The organism is Oceanotoga sp. (assembly GCF_030445905.1).
Taxonomy (GTDB): domain Bacteria; phylum Thermotogota; class Thermotogae; order Petrotogales; family Petrotogaceae; genus Oceanotoga; species Oceanotoga teriensis.
The window spans coordinates 1-18,956 of sequence record NZ_JASUSU010000014.1; the positions used below are offsets into that span (position 1 = coordinate 1).

20 protein-coding genes are annotated in these 18,956 nt (G+C 22.2%); all 20 read right to left on the reverse strand.

Going from position 1 to position 18,956, the window contains the following annotated elements; all coding sequences use genetic code 11:
• Positions 1 to 311: hypothetical protein (locus PWP28_RS05695; RefSeq protein WP_308644399.1), on the reverse strand; the 311-nt coding region annotated here is incomplete at its 3' end.
• A gap of 7 nt (positions 312 to 318) precedes the next feature.
• Entirely contained in the window at positions 319 to 1,326 is a 1,008-nt protein-coding gene (locus PWP28_RS05700) for a radical SAM protein (protein WP_308644400.1), read from the reverse strand.
• Entirely contained in the window at positions 1,301 to 2,083 is a 783-nt protein-coding gene (locus PWP28_RS05705) for a hypothetical protein (RefSeq protein ID WP_308644401.1), read from the reverse strand. Before PWP28_RS05705 ends, PWP28_RS05700 begins: the two co-directional genes overlap by 26 nt.
• Before the next feature lie 13 nt (positions 2,084 to 2,096).
• Positions 2,097 to 3,467: a DNA polymerase III subunit gamma/tau gene (gene dnaX / locus PWP28_RS05710; protein ID WP_308644402.1), complete on the reverse strand. Its 1,371-nt coding sequence runs from the start codon at positions 3,465 to 3,467 to the stop codon at positions 2,097 to 2,099.
• Positions 3,460 to 4,095 carry a YigZ family protein gene (locus PWP28_RS05715; RefSeq protein ID WP_305081938.1) on the reverse strand — a complete coding sequence of 212 codons (636 nt, stop codon included), beginning with the start codon at positions 4,093 to 4,095 and terminating at the stop codon, positions 3,460 to 3,462. Before PWP28_RS05715 ends, dnaX begins: the two co-directional genes overlap by 8 nt.
• 12 nt (positions 4,096 to 4,107) lie before the next feature.
• Entirely contained in the window at positions 4,108 to 5,283 is a 1,176-nt protein-coding gene (locus PWP28_RS05720) for an ABC transporter permease (RefSeq protein WP_109605716.1), read from the reverse strand.
• Positions 5,270 to 7,222: an IGHMBP2 family helicase gene (locus tag PWP28_RS05725; protein WP_308644403.1), complete on the reverse strand. Its 1,953-nt coding sequence runs from the start codon at positions 7,220 to 7,222 to the stop codon at positions 5,270 to 5,272. Before PWP28_RS05725 ends, PWP28_RS05720 begins: the two co-directional genes overlap by 14 nt.
• A complete protein-coding gene (locus tag PWP28_RS05730; protein ID WP_308644404.1) occupies positions 7,219 to 7,923 on the reverse strand; it encodes a hypothetical protein in 705 nt (234 codons plus the stop codon). The genes PWP28_RS05725 and PWP28_RS05730 overlap by 4 nt, the downstream gene beginning before the upstream one ends.
• 10 nt (positions 7,924 to 7,933) lie before the next feature.
• Positions 7,934 to 9,265, reverse strand: a complete 1,332-nt coding sequence (mnmE, locus tag PWP28_RS05735) for a tRNA uridine-5-carboxymethylaminomethyl(34) synthesis GTPase MnmE (RefSeq protein WP_305081942.1) — start codon at positions 9,263 to 9,265, stop codon at positions 7,934 to 7,936.
• A 5-nt stretch (positions 9,266 to 9,270) separates the two neighbouring features.
• Positions 9,271 to 12,153 (reverse strand): helicase-related protein, encoded by a 2,883-nt coding sequence (locus PWP28_RS05740; protein ID WP_305081943.1) that lies wholly within the window; start codon positions 12,151 to 12,153, stop codon positions 9,271 to 9,273.
• Between the two features lie 4 nt (positions 12,154 to 12,157).
• Complete coding sequence (locus PWP28_RS05745; RefSeq protein ID WP_308644405.1) at positions 12,158 to 12,841, reverse strand: hypothetical protein; 684 nt, start codon at positions 12,839 to 12,841, stop codon at positions 12,158 to 12,160.
• Complete coding sequence (locus PWP28_RS05750) at positions 12,823 to 13,317, reverse strand: hypothetical protein (protein ID WP_109605728.1); 495 nt, start codon at positions 13,315 to 13,317, stop codon at positions 12,823 to 12,825. Before PWP28_RS05750 ends, PWP28_RS05745 begins: the two co-directional genes overlap by 19 nt.
• A gap of 13 nt (positions 13,318 to 13,330) precedes the next feature.
• Positions 13,331 to 13,633: a hypothetical protein gene (locus PWP28_RS05755; protein ID WP_308644406.1), complete on the reverse strand. Its 303-nt coding sequence runs from the start codon at positions 13,631 to 13,633 to the stop codon at positions 13,331 to 13,333.
• A 5-nt stretch (positions 13,634 to 13,638) separates the two neighbouring features.
• Positions 13,639 to 14,328 carry a FliA/WhiG family RNA polymerase sigma factor gene (locus PWP28_RS05760; protein ID WP_308644407.1) on the reverse strand — a complete coding sequence of 230 codons (690 nt, stop codon included), beginning with the start codon at positions 14,326 to 14,328 and terminating at the stop codon, positions 13,639 to 13,641.
• 11 nt (positions 14,329 to 14,339) lie between these two features.
• Positions 14,340 to 14,825: a chemoreceptor glutamine deamidase/glutamate methylesterase CheD gene (gene cheD, locus PWP28_RS05765; RefSeq protein ID WP_109605734.1), complete on the reverse strand. Its 486-nt coding sequence runs from the start codon at positions 14,823 to 14,825 to the stop codon at positions 14,340 to 14,342.
• Entirely contained in the window at positions 14,818 to 15,447 is a 630-nt protein-coding gene (cheC, locus tag PWP28_RS05770) for a CheY-P phosphatase CheC (protein WP_308644408.1), read from the reverse strand. Before cheC ends, cheD begins: the two co-directional genes overlap by 8 nt.
• A 14-nt stretch (positions 15,448 to 15,461) precedes the next feature.
• On the reverse strand, positions 15,462 to 16,154 hold the full coding sequence (locus PWP28_RS05775; RefSeq protein ID WP_109605737.1) for a flagellar brake protein: 693 nt from the start codon (positions 16,152 to 16,154) through the stop codon (positions 15,462 to 15,464).
• Between the two features lie 13 nt (positions 16,155 to 16,167).
• Entirely contained in the window at positions 16,168 to 16,746 is a 579-nt protein-coding gene (locus PWP28_RS05780) for a hypothetical protein (protein WP_109605739.1), read from the reverse strand.
• Between the two features lies 1 nt (position 16,747).
• Positions 16,748 to 17,602 (reverse strand): AAA family ATPase, encoded by an 855-nt coding sequence (locus tag PWP28_RS05785; RefSeq protein WP_109605740.1) that lies wholly within the window; start codon positions 17,600 to 17,602, stop codon positions 16,748 to 16,750.
• The gene (flhF, locus tag PWP28_RS05790; protein WP_264150167.1) at positions 17,599 to 18,945 is read right to left on the reverse strand and encodes a flagellar biosynthesis protein FlhF; all 1,347 of its coding nucleotides are present in this window, start codon (positions 18,943 to 18,945) and stop codon (positions 17,599 to 17,601) included. Before flhF ends, PWP28_RS05785 begins: the two co-directional genes overlap by 4 nt.
• Positions 18,946 to 18,956 lie beyond the last annotated feature (11 nt).

Below are 18,956 nucleotides of genomic sequence, written 5' to 3' on the forward strand. Positions count from 1 at the left end.
TTTTTAAATTCAATTACAAATAATCCATAATCATTAAATTTTTCTTTATCTTCTATATTTCCACTTTGATCTAATTTTATATATCTTGAATATTTAAATTCTTTTTTCAATTCAATTAATGATTTATTTTCCACATAAAATTCTTCAGGATTTGTTATTTGATATACATTCATCATTACATTTTTTTCATCATATCCATAAATACTTATAGAATCTCCTTTGGAAATAACATTATTTCCAGAAGTATAAACATAAGAAAATGATATCAATGATAATAATATTAATAATATTGATAATATCTTTTTTTTCATAAGCCACCTACCTAATATAAATTTTATTTTTAAAATTACATAAAAATAAATAATGTTGTATTTTTTTTATCATTTCTTCTTTATCTTTTTTATCATATGTTTTTTCATTTTTTTCATTTATATACGGATAATATATTATATCTGAATCTGAAAATTTTCTGATTTTTTTTAAAAAATCTTTTGGCATTCTAAATACTCCTAAACTTATATCAGATATTTTATTCAAGTCTAAATTTTCAGAAACTTGTTTTATAAAATTTTTATATATTTCTTCGAAATTATCGACTTTTAAAATAGGATCTATTGATATTCTTATATCATATCCTTTTGTTTGAAGTGTTTTTATAGCATTTAATCTATTTTGTAAATTAGGAGTCTTTTTTTCATATTTTTTTATAATTTCTTCTGGTGAAAGTGTCCAGCCTATTATTATTCTATCATTTGGAATTATATTTATTAAATTTTTTATATTTATGCTTTTAGTTCTTATTTCTATTTTGATTTTATCATTATCTTGTACATATTTTATCCATTTATCTACAAATGGATAAATGTTTTCAAAACTCATTAAATCTGTATCATAAGAAATTGATAAATATATTTTTTTATCTTTTGTTATTTCATCTAATTTTTTAAAATAATCTTCTAAATTAACAAACATAACTATATTTGCTGAATCATACATTCCTTGAAGATAACAGTATTTACAATCAAATAAACAATTATATATTGAATTCGTATAATAAAAATTTTCATTATCAAAATTTTGACAATAATCAGAGCCTTTATATATTAAATTTTCATTTTTAACTGCTAGAATTAAATTTTGAGATAGTTTTTGTTTGTTAAAACTTTGATTTTTTAAAGAAAATATTTCTTTATAATTATTTATTCTTATTATTTTAGATTGTTTGAATTTTTTTAATATTTCATTTGTTGATTTATAATTAAAAGCTTTTTCTTCAATATATATATGTGAAAATGTATTTTTATATAATTTCTTTTTTGATTTCATAAAAAAGTTTATTCCTTTCTCTTTTTTCAGATATTTCTGAAGATTTCAATTGTGGTATATTTTTATATTTTAAATAATGATATGTTAAAAGATTTTTTAATTCTAATTTTTGATATTTTGTAAATGATGTTTTTTCTACTATTTGTTCTATTTTATCTTTTATATTCTCTATATCTTCTATTTTTTCATCATTTTTTATAAGAATTTCTATAATTTTTATTATTTTTTCAAAATTATTTATATATTTTTTTTTGATTACTTCATAATCAATTGTTTCTTCAAGTATGTCAGATATATATTTTATAATAAAAATATTTTCACTTTTATAAAACTTTTTTGCCGATTGATAGAATCCTGAACTTTCCATATCTATCATAATAGGATATTTTATTTTTTCTTTCTGAATTCTAGATGTTGTAACTATTTTTCCTTCTAATTCATTTATTTCATAAAATATTTCTGGATAATAATTTTTTTGAATTTCTTCATCGTATATTTCATTTATTAAATATATTTCATCTTTTTTATATATTTTTGAATTTGAAGTAGCCGCAATTCCAATATTTAATATTTTGTCATTTTTATTGTTATTTAAATAAGCTACTGAAATAGCAGAGTTGATTTTACCAATTCCAGATATTATTAGAGTTATATTTTCATTTTTATATATTTTCATTTTATCTTCTGTTTTTTTTAAATTATATTTTTTTATTATCGGTAAAGCTTCAAATTTTAAAGCTGTAACTATATATAACATTTATTTTCCCTACTTAAAATAATGAATTTTTTATATCTTCTTCACTTTTTTCTATTTTATTTAAATATTGTATATCAATTTCTAAATTATTTTTTGTCATAGAACTAATATTTATTTTTAAATCTTGTAAATATTTTTTTATAAATTGATATTCTAAATTTTGTGTCTCATTAAATTTAAATATTATTTTATTATTTTGTATTATTTTTTCAGAATTTTTTATACTATAATATAAAGCCAAATTAGTTTTCTTATTGTTTTCCGTATAAAAATCCATAATATTTTTTATTATGTCTTCTTCGTCTGCTTCCGATTGACCATAAAAATCTTTCTCAAGATTTTCTAAAATTTTTTTATCTTGTGTATCTTTTGAATTTATATAAGATAGTATCGTTGTTTTGATATTAAATACCATTTTTTTATCTTCATTATTTTTTAGTTCTTTTAATATTTCATTCAATTCATTTAATGTAAATATGTATTTATTTTGAAATCCTTCTTTTTTTATTTTATCAAATAAACTTTCTATTCCTTCTTCTATAAGAATTTCAGGCTCTTTTCCCATATCATATATTTCTTTATTATATTTTAATATTTTTTCTGTATTCCCATTTATTAAATCATAAATATAAGTCTCTATATATTTTTCATCATATATTCCAAGTACATCATATAATTCTTCTTTTTTTAATATATTATCTGATGAAAACTTTATAACTTGTTCTAAAAGAGATATAGCATCTCTCATTCCACCTTTAGCTTTTTTTGCAATTATTTGTAAAACTGAATCTTCTGTTTCTATATTTTCCATTTTACATATATATTTTAATCTTTCTTCTATATCTATATTTGAAATATTTTTAAAATTTATGACTTGTGATCTGGATATTATTGTTTCAGGGACTTTTTCCATATTAGTAGTCGCAAGTATAAATATAACATGTTTTGGTGGTTCTTCTAAAGTTTTTAAAAGTGCATTAAATGCCTCTCTCGTTAACATATGAAATTCATCTATTATATATATTTTATATTTGCCAGCTACAGGTCTATAATTTGCAGAATCTCTTATCTGTCTTATTTCATCAATTCCTCTATTTGATGCAGCATCTAATTCCATAACATCCATAAAAGCATTTTGATTTATAGATTTACAATTTTCACAAGTATTACAAGGATTATTATTTATTGGATTTTTACAATTCATTAGTTTAGATATTATTCTTGCTATAGTTGTTTTTCCAGTACCTCTTGGTCCGTTAAATATATATGCATGAGATATATTATTTTTCTTAGATGCATTTTTAAAATATTTTTTTATATGATTTTGACCTGCAATATCTTCAAAAGTCATAGGTCTATATTTTCTATACAAACTCTCATTCATTTTTATCCCCCATTTTTAAAGCTATCTCAACAAATCCATTTTCATGAATTTTATTTGTTTTTTCTTTTAATATATTAATTATTTCTTCTGATTTATTTTCTATTATATTTATTTGAAATTCTACTTTATCTGTAAAATTTTTTTCTGTTATTTTCCATCCTTTTTCTCTTTTTAAAAGTTTTTCTATTTCATTAAATTTTGAATAGTCAGTTTCGCAAATTAACTTAATAGAATTATTCATTTCAACTATATCACAATTTTTTATTGAATTTTCTGCAGAACTTGAATAAGCATCTATTAATCCTCTTACTCCTAATTTTATTCCACCATAATATCTAGTAACAACTATTGCAACATTTTTTAGATTATATTTTTCTATTTGACCAAATATTGGTTTTCCAGCAGTACCAGAAGGTTCTCCATTGTCTGAATAATTATACTTTTCTATTTCTTCTATAACATAATATGCCCAACAATTATGAGTCGCATTTTTATATTTTTCAGAAATTTTTTTTATATAATTTTTTGCAGCTTCTTCATTTTTTACTTTTTTTATATTAGTTATAAATTCAGATCTTTTTATATTTAATTTTGTTTCTTTTTCATTTATTATCGAATAATATGACACATTTCACACCTCTTACTTTTTTTGATTTATAGTTGTCAATATAATACTTCCAACTGAAAATATTATTATAAATGAAATTAGAATTAGTAAATTCCAAGGTATTTGATTTAAATGATATCCTAATATCGAAATTTTTCTCCACGATTCAACGGCATATTTAACCGGAAATATATAAGATATGAATTTTATTTTTGAATCTGAAGGTATTGGAATTATGATATCTCCAAATAATATCATAGTACCCGTTATAGCTGTAAGCATGAATGATGCTGATTTTGTAGTTTTAGTAAATGATGATATAAATATCCCCATAGTTGTAAAAGATAAAACACTTAATATTATTATTATAATTACTTCTAATTCATTTCCAATAGATTTTGTACCAAACAATCTATATAAATACCAAGTCATTAGACTTGATATTAAACCTATAAAAAAATAGGCTATAAATTTAAAAGAAATAAATTGCTTTATTTCTAATCCATTAGCTCTATATATATCTAATAGACCACTTTCTTTAGTGTGAGCTATAGAATTTCCTACTCCAATCATAGAAAATAATATTATCATTATTACAGCTATACTTGGTGTAAATATGTCTTTAAATCCAAGATTATTTTGATTTGTTGTTTTTATATTCCCAGTATTCAAATCTGGAACCATTAATTCTAAATTAGGAGCTTTTCTATTTTCATCTACTCCAATTCCACCTTTTAATAAAAATTCAGTTGTAGAACCATTTTTTATATCAGGTATACCCGATAATTCTTTAAAAAGAGTTTTTAAAAGTGTGTATACTGTCATTGATTCTTGTATTCTATCTGGATTTGGTATTAAAAATAATTTAGTTTCTTCATAATCCTTTAAATTTTGTAAAAATCCTTTTGGAATTATTAATACAGAATCAAAATCTTTTGATTTTAAATAGTCTTGAAGTTCTTCTTGACTTTTTAATTCTACTGCATTATCCCATTTTAAAAATTGTCTTAAAAAAACAAATCCAAATCTTCCAAGAAATGAATTATCTTCATTATAAACACCTATTTTATAATTGCCTAATAAATTTTCTGGATAAAATGATGTTCCTAAATAGGCTATTATAACAGGTAAAATTATCATCAAAAGAAATAAACCTGGGTTTCTAAATATTTTTTTTAATTCAAAAAAACTTATTTTAAATGATTTCAAGGTAATCCCTCCAGCTATCTATATATACACCTTTATTTTTTATATGATTTATTAAATTATTATATATTTCATCATTTTTTAATGTATTTGTATCTCCGATTATTATTAATTTCTTTCTCGATCTTGTTAATGATACATTTAATCTTCTATGATCTTTTAAAAATCCTATTTGATTATCTTTATTACTTCTAACCATAGATATTATTATTATATTTTTTTCTCTACCTTGAAAACCATCTACAGTATTTATTTCTAAATTTAAATTTTTATATTTTTCACTTAAAATATCAACTTGATCATAATAAGGAGTTATTATTCCTATTTCTTTTTCATCATGATATTTTAATAATTCATTTATTATTTCATTTATAATATTTATTTCATAAATATTATATTTTGAATTAGATCCAAATTTTTGTTTTTCTGTTTCTTCATTTTCTGAATTTATAAAAATTAAAACATTTTCAGGCATCGATATTATATTGTTAGAATTATTTTTCACCTTTATATTTTTTATAAGTTCAGAAGTTTTTAATTTTCCATTATAAAAATTTTCATTTGAAAATTCTATTATTTTTTTATTCATTCTATACTGTACTCTTAATATAGATGAATAATCTGGATACTTTTTTATAAGTCTTTCAAAAAGTGTCTTTTCAAGTATATCTTTTGCCTCTTTTGATATTATTGTAGGTGGAAGTTGTTTATGATCACCAGTAAGTATTACTTTTTCTGATTTTATAAGAGGTATTAAACATGAGGGTTCTTTTGCTTGAGAAGCTTCATCTATTACATTAACATCAAATTTTATTTTTTCAAGATATTCACTTCCAGCTCCAGAATTTGTTGTTACAATTATATCTGCTTCTTCTATAATATTTTTCATAGCAAATTCTTCCATATATTTAATATTTTTATATAAATCTTCAATTAATTCATTTTCTTTTATCCAATTTGACATAGATTTTAAAACTTTAGAAGATATTCCCCTAAAATTTTTATTATTTTTTGCATGTTTTATTATATCCTCATCATGCATTCCTCTTCTTAAAGAAGGAGTTGGTTTTTTATATTTATTTCTTATTTGTATATAATATTCCATTTCTTCTCTCATTTTTTTTGCATTTTTATAAGTTTCCGACATTTCTAATTGATTATATATTGTTTTTTCTTTAATTTTTTTACTGGTTCTGGCTGGATGTCCTAATCTTGTTATTTTAAATTGATCATTCAATCTTTCAGCTATATTATCAGCAGCAATATTTGATTCAGCTGTTGCTAATACTTTTTTACCTTTTTTTGCTTCTTGTTTTATTATTTCTATAATGGTTCTTGTTTTACCAGTACCAGGTGGTCCATGTAATATATATAAGGTTTCATGAGATAAAGCTTTTTCTACACATAATTTTTGATATTCATTTAATTGTTTATCAAAAAAATCTATTTGATTTACGTTTATTTTTTGTTCAATTTTTTCGTTTAACATTTTTGTAACTTTTTTATCTGAAAGTTTTTTTAATTTTTCAAGAGTCTTATTCATTCTCTTATATATCACATCATTAAAATATAAATCTATTCTAACCTTTCTAAAAATCCAATCTGGTACATTTGTTCCAAATGCTATTGTTATATATTTTTTCCCTATTTCTACAACAGTTCCTTGATGATTTTTTTTCAATGGGTTATTTGTACTCACAATTATTTCATCACCTACAGAAATATTTGTTTTTATTTCTTTTTTTCTACCATATTTTATTAATGTAAATCCACCTACTTCATAACCATCTATTTTCCCATCTAAATTTAAAATAGTCTTACCAATTAATTCTCTTTTTTCTGGGCTTAATTGTTTTATTTCTTCGAGTGTTCTTTCTATTTCGGCTTTTCTTTCGAGTTCTATAGATTTTTTATAAATTTTTATATAATCTTCTAAATTCAATTTTTATCATCCAATTCCTTCGTTATTTTATATAATATTTTTGGCTCTTCATAAAAAGTTATTCTTTCATCTTTTAATTGTATAGCTAATATAAATGTCTCTAAATAAGGTTTATGTAATGTTCTAAGTCTTGGAGAAGGCCATACCATTTCCCAAAGTTTTGGATAATAGGGTTCTTGAGATTTTTTTACCCTTATTAAACCATAATCTTCTATTTCTTTTTTTGATATGATTCTACTATATTCTCCAGTTATCAATTTAACATTATAAGCAATTTTGTCTTTATTATAAGCCAATACAGCTTGAGAAAGATTTTTCATATTTTCAAGATTGTCTATCTCTCCCATTCCAAAAAAACATAAATCATATTTAAATTTTTTTGGGTCTTCAGAATTTTCTTTTAAATATTTTTTTAAAATATCTACTTTCTTTTCATCTGATGCAGCAACAAAAAATATTAAAGCCGATATTATTATAAAAACAAATTCTAATAAACTCGAAGATTTTAATATATACATTATCACTTGATTTATAAGTATAAGAGCAGAAAATAAAGTAAAATATATGGAACCTTTTTTCTTATTTAAATTATAAAATATTATCATAGATAAAATACTTATGCCTATAAAAGGCCATCCACGTATTAAAAATTGTAAGTATATGATTAAAGAAAATATTATACTTATTAAATAATTTTTCATTATACCCTCCTTATTTTCCAACACAAAAATTTGAAAACATTTTTTCTAAAAGTTCATCCGTATAATTCTCACCAGTTAATTTATATATATTTTCTAATGAATTTCTTAAATCATACATTATAAAATCATTAGTTAAATTATTTTTTGAAGCTTCTAAAGCTGATTTTACATCTTTTAAAACTTTTTCAAGTATATTTTTATGAGATTCATTCGTCAAGGTTGGTTCTTTTATATATAATTTTTCAGAATATCTTTCATATATTTCTTTTTCAAGATCTTCTATTTGTTTGTTTTTTGCTGATATTTTTATAATTTTTTCTTTTTCTATTTTAATATCTTTATATTCTTTATCAATTTTGTTTAATACTATAATTTTTTCTTTTTTCTTTTCATTTAAAAATTGCAATATATCTGTATCTTCTGAATCAAATTTTTTATTTCCATCTATTATAAATATTACTAAATCTGATTCTTCAATTGCTTTTTTTGATCTTTCTATACCAATTTTTTCTACTTGATCTTCTGTATTTCTTATTCCAGCGGTATCTATCAATTTTATTAATATTCCTTTTATATTTAACATTTCTTCTATAGTATCTCTCGTTGTTCCAGGCACATCTGTAACTATGGCTCTTTCTTTTCTTAAAAGTGCATTTAATAGAGTACTTTTGCCAGAATTAGGTTTCCCAACTATAGTTGTTTTTATTCCATTAAATGCAATTATCCCATTTTCAGAGTTTTTTAATATATTTTCTATTTTACTTTTTATATTTTCTATTTCTTTTCTTATTTCAAATGTGTCTTCCTCTATATCTTCTGGATAATCCATTTCTACTTCAAGTCTTGCTGAAATATTTAATATATCTTCTTTTATTTCAATTATTTTTTTTGATATACCACCTGTAAACATTTTTTGTGAAGCATTTAAAGAATATTCTGTTTTAGAGTTTATTATATCATTTATAGCTTGAGCCTTTATAAGATTCATTTTTTTATTCAATACTGCTCTTTTAGAAAATTCTCCTGGTAATGCTTCTCTTATATTTTCTTTTAGAATTCTTCTAAATACACTTTTAGTTATTAAATCTCCACCATGTCCAAATATTTCTATCATATCTTCTCCAGTATATGAATTGGGATTTTCATGATATACAAAAGTTATTTCATCTATTTTTTCTTGTTCTTCATATATCCATCCATAATACATATATTTTGGTTTTATCTTTTCTTTTTTTGTCAATTTTTTTAATATTTCTAATAAATTATAACCACTTATTCTTATAACAGATATAGCTCCAATTCCTCTTGGAGAAGATATTGCTGCTATATTATCATATATCATATCTTTCACTCTCCAATTTCTAATATTTTATATAAATATTTTATAGGATCTTTTATTCCATAACTTATTAATTCATTTACATTATTTTCATATATAACTTTTTTTGAATATTTTTTATATATATTTAAATTTGGAGTAACTTCTTCTGAAAACTTAAATCTTATATACTTTTCATCTATTTCAATTTCTTTTATATTTTGATTACTTGCTTTTACTCTTATCTTAGCATATTCAAATAGTTCTTTTACTTCTATTGGGATTTTACCATATCTATCATTTATTTCATTTTTTAATTCTTCAACTTCATCAATATTCTTACTAACAGAAATTCTCCTATATATTCTCATTCTATCTATAGAATTTGATATATATTTTTCTGGTATCAATAAATTTCCCCTTATTCCTATAATTTCTGTATATTCAATATTTTTTATAATTTCTTTTTCTTTTTCATTTAATAATTCATTCGTAACTTTTTCAAGTATATTTTTATATAAATGTAGCCCTACTGAATTAATATGACCTTTTTGATCTAAACCTAATAAATCTCCATAGCCTCTTATTTCTAAGTCTCTAAGCGCTAATTTTAATCCTGAACCAGGTTCATTGAATTTTTTAATGGCTTCAAGTCTTTTTTGACTTTCTTCTTTTAATTTTTCATCTTTATATAAAAAATATGCGAATGCTCTTTTATTAGATCTACCAACTCTACCTTTTATTTGATATAATTGAGAAATTCCATATCTTTGAGAATCGTCTATTATTAAAGTGTTAACATTAGGAATATCTATTCCATTTTCAACTATTGATGTTGATATCAATAAATCTATTTCACCTTCATAATATTGTTTTATTTTTTTGTTTATTTCACTTTTATTCATTCTTCCATGTATATATTCTATTTTTAATTCTGGAATTACATCTTTTAATTTTTTATATACTTTTTCTATAGTATTTATTCTATTGTGTACATAAAGTATCTGGCCACCTCTTCCTTTTTCTCTAAGAGCAGCAGTTCTAACAATTCTTTCAGAGTATTTACCTATAAATGATTGTATAGGTATTCTTCCGATGGGTGGAGTTGATATAGTTGATATTTCTCTTAATCCACTTATTGACATATATAATGTTCTTGGAATTGGAGTTGCACTCATCATTAAAAAATTTACACCTTTTGAAAGATTTTTAAATTTTTCTTTTTGTAATACTCCAAACCTTTGTTCTTCATCTATTATTACAAGCCCTAACTTTTTCGGATTTATTTTTTCACTTAAAAGCGAATGTGTTCCTATTAATATATCTATAATTCCATTTTTCAAATTATTTATTATTTTTTCTCTATTTTTAGGTGTGGTATTTCTATTTAAAAGCTCTATATTTATTCCAAAAGGTTCATACCTTTCTTTTAAAGTTTCATAATGTTGAGAAGATAATATTGTAGTAGGAGCTAAAAATAATACTTGATAATTCGAAATTATTGTTTTAAAAGCTGCTCTTATAGCAACTTCAGTTTTGCCAAATCCAGCATCTCCTACCAATAATCTATCCATAGGTTTTAAATTTTCTAAATCTGAATTTATTTCTTCAATACATTTAACTTGATCTAATGTTTCTATATATGGAAATGTTTTTTTTAACTGATCTTCAAGTTCTTCATCACCTTTTATTATTATTCCTTTTTGATTTTCTCTTAAAGCATATATTTTTATTAATTGTTTTACTTTTTGCTTTATTTTTTCTTCTACCTTTTTTTTGGTGTTTTTCCATTTCTTTCCATTTAAATTAGATATATTTATAGTATCTTTATCTCCAAGATACTTTGAAAGTTTATCTAATCTTTCTACTGGCACAAAAACTCTTGATTTAGAAGCATATTCTAATGTTATATATTCTCTTTCGCCTAAAGCATTTTTCATTTTTCTTATGCCTTTATATAAAGCTATTCCATAATCTTCATGCACAACTAAATCATCTTCTTTTAGATCTTCCCAATCTATCAATGGCAATGATTCTAAAGTATTATTTTCTTTTTTTAATTTATAAGTGTTATTTTTTAAGTTTAAGGTATATTCTTTATATTTTATAGTATTTATTATCTCTAAAGGTAATCCAGAAAATTCTTTGTATATAAGTTTTTTATTTTCATCATCACACATTTCAAAATTTTCTTTTTCTTTTTCTGAAAATGTTTTTATTATTTCATCTTTATTTATAAAAATTATTTCATAATCATTTTTTATATAACTAAACAATGTTTTTTTGTTTTTATAAAAAAGTGCTGGAAAAGTATTTAATTGATTTATATCAATGGCATCCTTTATCCTCTCTTTCATTTTATTTATATTTTCTTTAAATTTTAATATTTCAGATCCAGGTATTATTTCTATACTCTCAATATTTTTTATAGATTTCTGATTATTATAATCAAAATAAGTTATTCTATCTATTTCTTTATCAAATAATTCTATTCTATTTGGTAAAACCTCTCCGGGTATATATAAATCTCTTATAAATCCTCTTTTGGAATATTCAGAGTTATTTCTTACTTCTGAAACATTTTGATATCCCATTTCAAATAAATTTTCATCATAATTTTCATTTATTTTATATTTTATATTTTTAAAATCTTCTGGAGGTATTGTATATCTCGTTAAAGAATGAAATGTAGTTATAATATTTATATTTTGATTTTTTTTGATTTTATTTAATACATTTATTCTTTGATTTTTTATATTTGAGGAAACATCTATATTTTCAAATGGAAATATATCAAAGTCAGGATAATAATAAGTATTCTTTATATCTATATTTATATTAAAGTATTCAGGTAATACATATATTTTTATTTTATCTTCTTTGTTTTCTTCTATAAATTTTTTTAAACTCATCGGTTCATCCTCCGATTAATTTTAAATATTTTTCATTATTTTTAGAGTCGTAAAATCCAATTGCTTCTGAATAATATTTAACTTTAGAATCTATTAAAACAGCTAATTGATTTTTTATCCAATAGTATTTTATATTCGTTCCTACGGGTACATCTATATAAAATCCTATAAATTTTAAATTTTTTGGATTTAAATTTTCTTCTTTTATTAATTCTAATAATGTTTTTTTTATTATTTCTTTATTAAATTTATTTTCTATATTTTTTAAAGGATTTTTTATTATTTGATTATTTATTTTTCCAGTTTTTATTTTAACATTTATATTCATATTTATGGTTTTAGAATGTTTTTTTATGGTTTCCATTTTTATTATATTTAGTTTTTCTTTTAATTTTATTTTTTTCATTTCAAAATTTAAAATTAAATTTGTTTTTATTAATTTTGCTTCTTTTATTGCATCATCAAAAAGTTTAGTATTTTTATAATTTTCCATGCTTTTTAAATTTAAATCAATATTTTCATCAATTTTTTTAATATTATAGTAATTTTTTATATCTATATTATTAAAAATAATTTGCGGACTTTTATTTTGTATGTCCGCAAATTTTATTTTATTTTTATTTATATTTTTTATTCTTATATCATATTCCAAATCTCTTTCTATTATGTTTAATCTTCTGAATAACATATATGATTTAATGCCTCACTTAATCTTTGAAATGGTTCATATATATCAAAAATTTCCGAAATTTTTATAATTTCTTGAAATAAATCGGAACCTATTTCTTTTATGAATTGTAGTTTTAAAGATTTATTATCTGAAATCGATACATAGGCTTCTTTTTGATTCAATTTTGTTTCATTATTTGAAAAAACTTCATTAATAAAACATATATTTTTTTCAGTATCAATCATATCTTTTATTTCAGGATCATTTATAAATATTATTTCTAAATTTTCAACATTTTCTAATACTTTTTGTCCTATAATCTCATTTGCAAGATAAGATTTCAAATTTTTACCGTATATTATTTTTTGTATTTTTCCGGGTTTTATAGGTTCTGTATATTTAAAAGATACTGGTAATCCTTTATTATTCAATATCAATATTCCACCCGTAAATTTTTCATCTTCAGATTTGTATATCTTAAAATATCCAATCATAAATATTCCACCTTTATAATCTTATATCTAAATTTTTTCCTCTATATTCATCAAAAAGATATTTTTTGTTTTTTATTTTGTTTTTTATGTTTTTATTTTCTTTTTCTATATTTTGTTCTTTTTCATCTATATTTATATTCTTTTTTTCAATATTTTCATTTTTCTTTATTTTTTGTTTTTCTCTTTGATATTCTTGTATTTGATTTATTAAATTAATATTTTTTGATGCACTAAAACTTGTATCTATTGCAGATACATTTTTTGCAACATCTGTATTATTATTCATTATTATTTGTAAATTATGAAGTTCGCTCATATTCATCACCCTCTTTTTATTGAGGTTTTTAATTTAATTATTATAGACGAATGTATTTGTGATATTCTTGATTCGCTAACTCCTATTATTTCACCAATTTCTTTAAAAGTAAGCCCTTTTTCGTAGTATAATGACAAAATCAATTGTTCTTTTTCTTTTAATTTTTTTATATTTTCTTCTAATTCATCTTTAAGCATTTCTTTATAAGCTATTATTTCTGGATCATTTTCATCATTCTTTTCTAAGTCTATAGATTCTTCTCCATGATTTAATATATACATATCAAGATCTAATATTTGGCTTTTTTTTATTGAAAATTTTATTTTATTCAATTCTTCTTTGCTTATATTAAGTTTTTCTTGTATTTCTTCATCACTATAAAAAGAATCAGAATTATTAACTAAAAATTCTTCATATTTTTTTACTAAATGCCTTACTTCTTTTGGTAGCCAATCTATTTTTCTCAGATAATCCAACATAGCCCCTCTAATTCTTGTCATAGCATAAGTATAAAAAGTCGCACCATGTTTAGGGTCATATCTTTCATATGATTGCAATAAACCAATTACTCCTTCTTGAATTAAATCATCTAATTCAACACTTTTTGGAAGATTTGTCATTAAATTTAAGGCTATAACTTTTATTTTCGGTAAGAAATTTTTTACAACTTGGTCTTTATCCAATCTATAATTCATAATATCACCCTTTAAATTGTAAATATTTCAACCTTTTCTCCTCCACCAACTTTCTTAATTTGTAAATCACCATTTTCAATATTATATTCTATACTTCTTGCTCTACTACCACCTGTATCTTCTGCAATTATTTTAATACCATTATTTTTTAGAATTTTTTTTATCGCCTCTACATTTCTATTTCCTATATCCATTGCTTTTGAAGAATTTCCAAACATAGCAGCTCCACCAGCAATTTTTGCTTCCATCGAAGTAGAACTGCTACCATTTTTTTTCATTTCATTTATTATTATATCTAATCCAGTATCGGCATACTTACCTGGTTTTTTAATATCTTTACCATTACTCTCTGGTAACATTATATGTATCATAGAACCAATTTTTTTTCTTTTATCTCTTATACATACACCAACACAAGAACCAAGACCTAATGTTACTAAGAGATCTTCATTTTGAGAAGTTACATATTCTCCTATACCGATTATCTTCTTACCCATCAATCCCCAACCCCATTGTTTTTAAGATTTTTGCAAGGCTTTCTTGATCAGGTATATATATTATGTATCCTGATATCTTTTTATTATAATTTTCTACTTTCATATTCGTCTCTATTTGAATTATATAATCATCACCATCTGTTGTTATCAGAGATACTTCAGAAACAATGGCGGCAAGCACATCAACTACGACTTTTGGAGGCAATGAATGTATATTTAATCCCGTAAAATTAGATAATGACACAACATAAGAACTACACATTATATTTCCGAGTTCTCCTATAGCTGAAGTTGTTATTTCATCCATATTAGTTAAATCTTCAGGTTTAGGTAACATCATCATTTCCAATAAATTTTTTATATCTTCAGTTCCCATCAAAAATAATATTGCACCATCAAGATCTCCACCAACACCTATCATTGCACCAGCAGTTATTTCTTCTGGATTATCGAATATTTTCCATAAATCAGATAAAGATATTATTTTTACATCGGGAACATTTATGTCTACTTTTCTATCTAACATCATAGAAACTGATGTTGCAGAATTTCCAGCACCTATATTACCAAGTTCTTTCAATGCATCAAGTCTTATCTTATCTATATGATCATATAAAGACATTTAAACTCCTCCATTCATATTCTTTTATTTTTTTTCATAGAATTGATTTGATATCTGAATACAAATTTTACATATTCCGATTCTGTTTTATTGTCTAAATTCATAAACTCAACGCCATATATATATTCATTTAAGTCCGTTTTACCTATTAATCTTATTACTTGAGATAATTGATTTTCTATCTTTAAATCGTCTTTTAAATCAATATTTATATATAATCTGTCTTTTTCATTTAAGGTTTGTGAACTTATCATAGATATTCCACCTGCGGAAAAATCTTTTGTGAGAAATCTATTTTTTTTAGGTTTTTTTTCTTTTTCATATTCTTCGAATAAATAATAATAACCAGATTCTACCAATGGAACTCTAACATATTTTCTTCTTTGAATTTTAAATATTATATCTGGAACAAATATCGTTAAGTATCTAATATTGCCTTCTTTTCCCATTTTAAAAATTTTACTTTTAAATAGAAAAACAGATGTATTTGAGTAAACTCTAACTTTTATATTAATACCTATTGGTAATTTTATTAAACCGCCTTTATATATTGGAATTCCTATATTTGCAAGATTTTTTTCTGTTGAATAATCATGTAATATACTTTTATAAGTACCTTTATAATACTCTTCATCTACTTCTATTTCAATTGCAAGATTGGGTTCTAAGGATTTTTTGGCAAAGACTTTTTCAATAAATTCAGACATTTTGTCCTCCTCTTTAAATATAATTACTTATAATTTTATTGAAAAAATTAATAGCATCTGTATTTTCAGAATCTTCAAATTTTATTATATATCTTTTAAAATTAAAAATTTCGTCTCTTATTTTTTCAATTTTCCCTTTTATAATTATATCATTAACAGATATAAGTTTTATTTTAATTTCATCTTCTATATTAAAATTATTTTCCGTAGATGTAATTGCTATATAATTATTTTTGTTGAAATCTAATATTATTCCTTTATATTCATCATTTATTATAATAGGATAAAATAGAGGAAGCCTAAAACTCTGTCTTTTTGTTATATATTGAAAATCTTTTTTTAATTCTATTGTTATATTAGTTTCTTTTATTTCTGTAACTTTTCCCAACATTTTAAATGTTCCATTATATTCTATCTCTATGTTTATTATATCATTAATTTGCATATCAGATTCTGGATTTATTATAAGTATTTTATTGTTTATATACTTTATTATTTTTGTAGAATATCTTTTCATTTTATGTTGTATACTTAAAGAATTCCCTTTACTTAAAGCTAATTTTAATATTATATATATGAATTCTTTTTTCATATCATACACCCAAACCAAATAATTTTTTAAATTTATTTATAAAAGGTTCTTTTTGTTGATAATCTTCTTCCATTATATCCATAGATATTTCTTTTATAATCTTCGAAAATCTTATATTTTCTTTAAATTCTACAATAGGAATTTGTCTTTTTATTGAATCATGTACTAATTTTTCATAGTATACATCATAAAATTTTTCGATTTTTTTATTTAGAAATTTGCTAACAGTTCTATTCAACACTTCTTTGACAGGTTCTATTTCATTTTTATCTCTTATCATATTTAAAATTATATTTAATTCTGCATTAACTCCTATCATTGATAATGCCTTTATAAGAGTATATGCATTAACAATAGCAGTAGGTTCGGGTATTGTTACCAAAAGTATTTTATCAGCTGATATATAAAATGAGTTTAACTTTTCAGAATATCCAGCGCCTATATCTACTATTAGATAATCATGTTTTGAAGCCACTTTTAAAAATTCATCTGCCATTTTATTTGTAAAATTATTTTGAAATATTTTCCAATCTTTAAAATCAAAGCCTGTACTTATTACATTTACACCATATTTTGTTTTTTGAACACATTTTTCTATATTAGCTTTTCCATCTATATAGTCACTAAGTGTAAAATTCACATTCTTTCCTAATAATATTGAAGCATTTGCAAATCCTGCATCAGAATCAAACAAAAGAACTGATTTTCCAGTTTTAGCAATTTCTGTACCAAGATTAACTGAAAATACAGATTTACCTACTCCACCTTTTCCACCAGAAATACATATTATTTTAGTTTCAACATTGTTGAATTGTTCTCTTAAACTCTGAGCCTGATCTTGATATTGGGGGGTCATTTTTTTACCTCCTCTAAAACTTCTTGAATTAATTCACTTATATTAGGTTTTTTTATATCATCTGGAACTTTTTGTCCATTTGTTATATACAATAAAGGTAATTTAGAATAATTTATCAATGAAAAATATTGGCCAATAGTTGATGTTTCATCTTTTTTAGTAAAAATTAATGCATTTGGAGATGCTATACTAAATTTTTCATATATATTTATTGCATCTATAGTTTTTATATTAGATGAAATAGCCAAAATTTTAAAATCTGGTTTTACTGTATCTATAAATACTTTTAATTCTCCTAATTGAATATCATTTTTATGAGACCTTCCAGCTGTATCTATTAAAATTGTATCATAGTCTACTAAACTTTCTAAAGTAGTTTTTAAATCCATTGGTGTATAACATACATGAGCCGGTATACCCATTATATCAGCATAAATTTTTAATTGATCTGCTGCAGCTATTCTATATGTATCAATAGTAACTATTGCAACTTTTTTATTATCTTTTTTAGCAATAGCAGCTAATTTAGCCAATGTTGTAGTTTTTCCTATACCTGTAGGACCTATAAGCATTACTTTTCCTTCTAAATCTTTTTCAGATATTATTATATTTTTCATAAGAATATTTTTAATTTTTAAAATAAAATTATTATCTTCACGCCAATTTTCATTTATTTCTAAATCTTGTATTTCATCATATATCATTTCTACAATTTTATCAGAAAAATCATTTTTTATAAGTATATCTCTTACTTCTTGAAAAAAATTATTATTTTTATTCATATTTTTATTTAATTGTGATATCATTTTTTTTATTTCTTCTAAATCATTATCTTTTGAATTTATATGTAAATCATTATTTGGATTATTATTTTCTGATTTTAATATTTTTTCTTGTTTTTTTAGTTGATCATCAAAATTATTGTTTTGTTTATTTTTGTAAAATAATTCAGCATCTTTATCTATTGTTCTTGATACTTCTCTCTGTGAATCTATTAATTCAAGTAATTCTTGAGCTAATGTTGGTTCTTCAGTATCTTGAACTTGTTTATTTTTTTCTTTTTCTATTCTTTGATTTAATCTTTTATTTCTTTCAACCATATTATTTAAAGAATAAATTTCATTTGCATTATTTGTAATATATTCATTTTGAAAGTTTTTATTTTTTTCTTCTGCTTTTTCGCTTAATACGGTAACTTCAACATATTTTTTACTTCCTATACCTAAAAAACCACCTTTTTTTATTTTTTTAGTATCCAATATATATGCATCATCACCAAAATCTCCTCTTATTTGCTCCATAGCTTCAGATATATTTTTTACCATATATTTTTTTACTTTCATAAATGAGCCCC

What these genes read in the sequence shown, in the direction of transcription:
- PWP28_RS05700 (WP_308644400.1), bottom strand. Translation starts at nt 1,326, where the DNA reads ATGAAATCAAAAAAGAAATTATATAAAAATACATTTTCACATATATAT.
- PWP28_RS05705 (WP_308644401.1), bottom strand. Translation starts at nt 2,083, where the DNA reads ATGTTATATATAGTTACAGCTTTAAAATTTGAAGCTTTACCGATAATA.
- dnaX (WP_308644402.1), bottom strand. Translation starts at nt 3,467, where the DNA reads ATGAATGAGAGTTTGTATAGAAAATATAGACCTATGACTTTTGAAGAT.
- PWP28_RS05730 (WP_308644404.1), bottom strand. Translation starts at nt 7,923, where the DNA reads ATGAAAAATTATTTAATAAGTATAATATTTTCTTTAATCATATACTTA.
- mnmE (WP_305081942.1), bottom strand. Translation starts at nt 9,265, where the DNA reads ATGATATATGATAATATAGCAGCAATATCTTCTCCAAGAGGAATTGGA.
- PWP28_RS05740 (WP_305081943.1), bottom strand. Translation starts at nt 12,153, where the DNA reads ATGAGTTTAAAAAAATTTATAGAAGAAAACAAAGAAGATAAAATAAAA.
- PWP28_RS05745 (WP_308644405.1), bottom strand. Translation starts at nt 12,841, where the DNA reads ATGTTATTCAGAAGATTAAACATAATAGAAAGAGATTTGGAATATGAT.
- PWP28_RS05750 (WP_109605728.1), bottom strand. Translation starts at nt 13,317, where the DNA reads ATGATTGGATATTTTAAGATATACAAATCTGAAGATGAAAAATTTACG.
- PWP28_RS05755 (WP_308644406.1), bottom strand. Translation starts at nt 13,633, where the DNA reads ATGAGCGAACTTCATAATTTACAAATAATAATGAATAATAATACAGAT.
- PWP28_RS05760 (WP_308644407.1), bottom strand. Translation starts at nt 14,328, where the DNA reads ATGAATTATAGATTGGATAAAGACCAAGTTGTAAAAAATTTCTTACCG.
- cheD (WP_109605734.1), bottom strand. Translation starts at nt 14,825, where the DNA reads ATGGGTAAGAAGATAATCGGTATAGGAGAATATGTAACTTCTCAAAAT.
- cheC (WP_308644408.1), bottom strand. Translation starts at nt 15,447, where the DNA reads ATGTCTTTATATGATCATATAGATAAGATAAGACTTGATGCATTGAAA.
- PWP28_RS05775 (WP_109605737.1), bottom strand. Translation starts at nt 16,154, where the DNA reads ATGTCTGAATTTATTGAAAAAGTCTTTGCCAAAAAATCCTTAGAACCC.
- PWP28_RS05780 (WP_109605739.1), bottom strand. Translation starts at nt 16,746, where the DNA reads ATGAAAAAAGAATTCATATATATAATATTAAAATTAGCTTTAAGTAAA.
- PWP28_RS05785 (WP_109605740.1), bottom strand. Translation starts at nt 17,602, where the DNA reads ATGACCCCCCAATATCAAGATCAGGCTCAGAGTTTAAGAGAACAATTC.
- flhF (WP_264150167.1), bottom strand. Translation starts at nt 18,945, where the DNA reads ATGAAAGTAAAAAAATATATGGTAAAAAATATATCTGAAGCTATGGAG.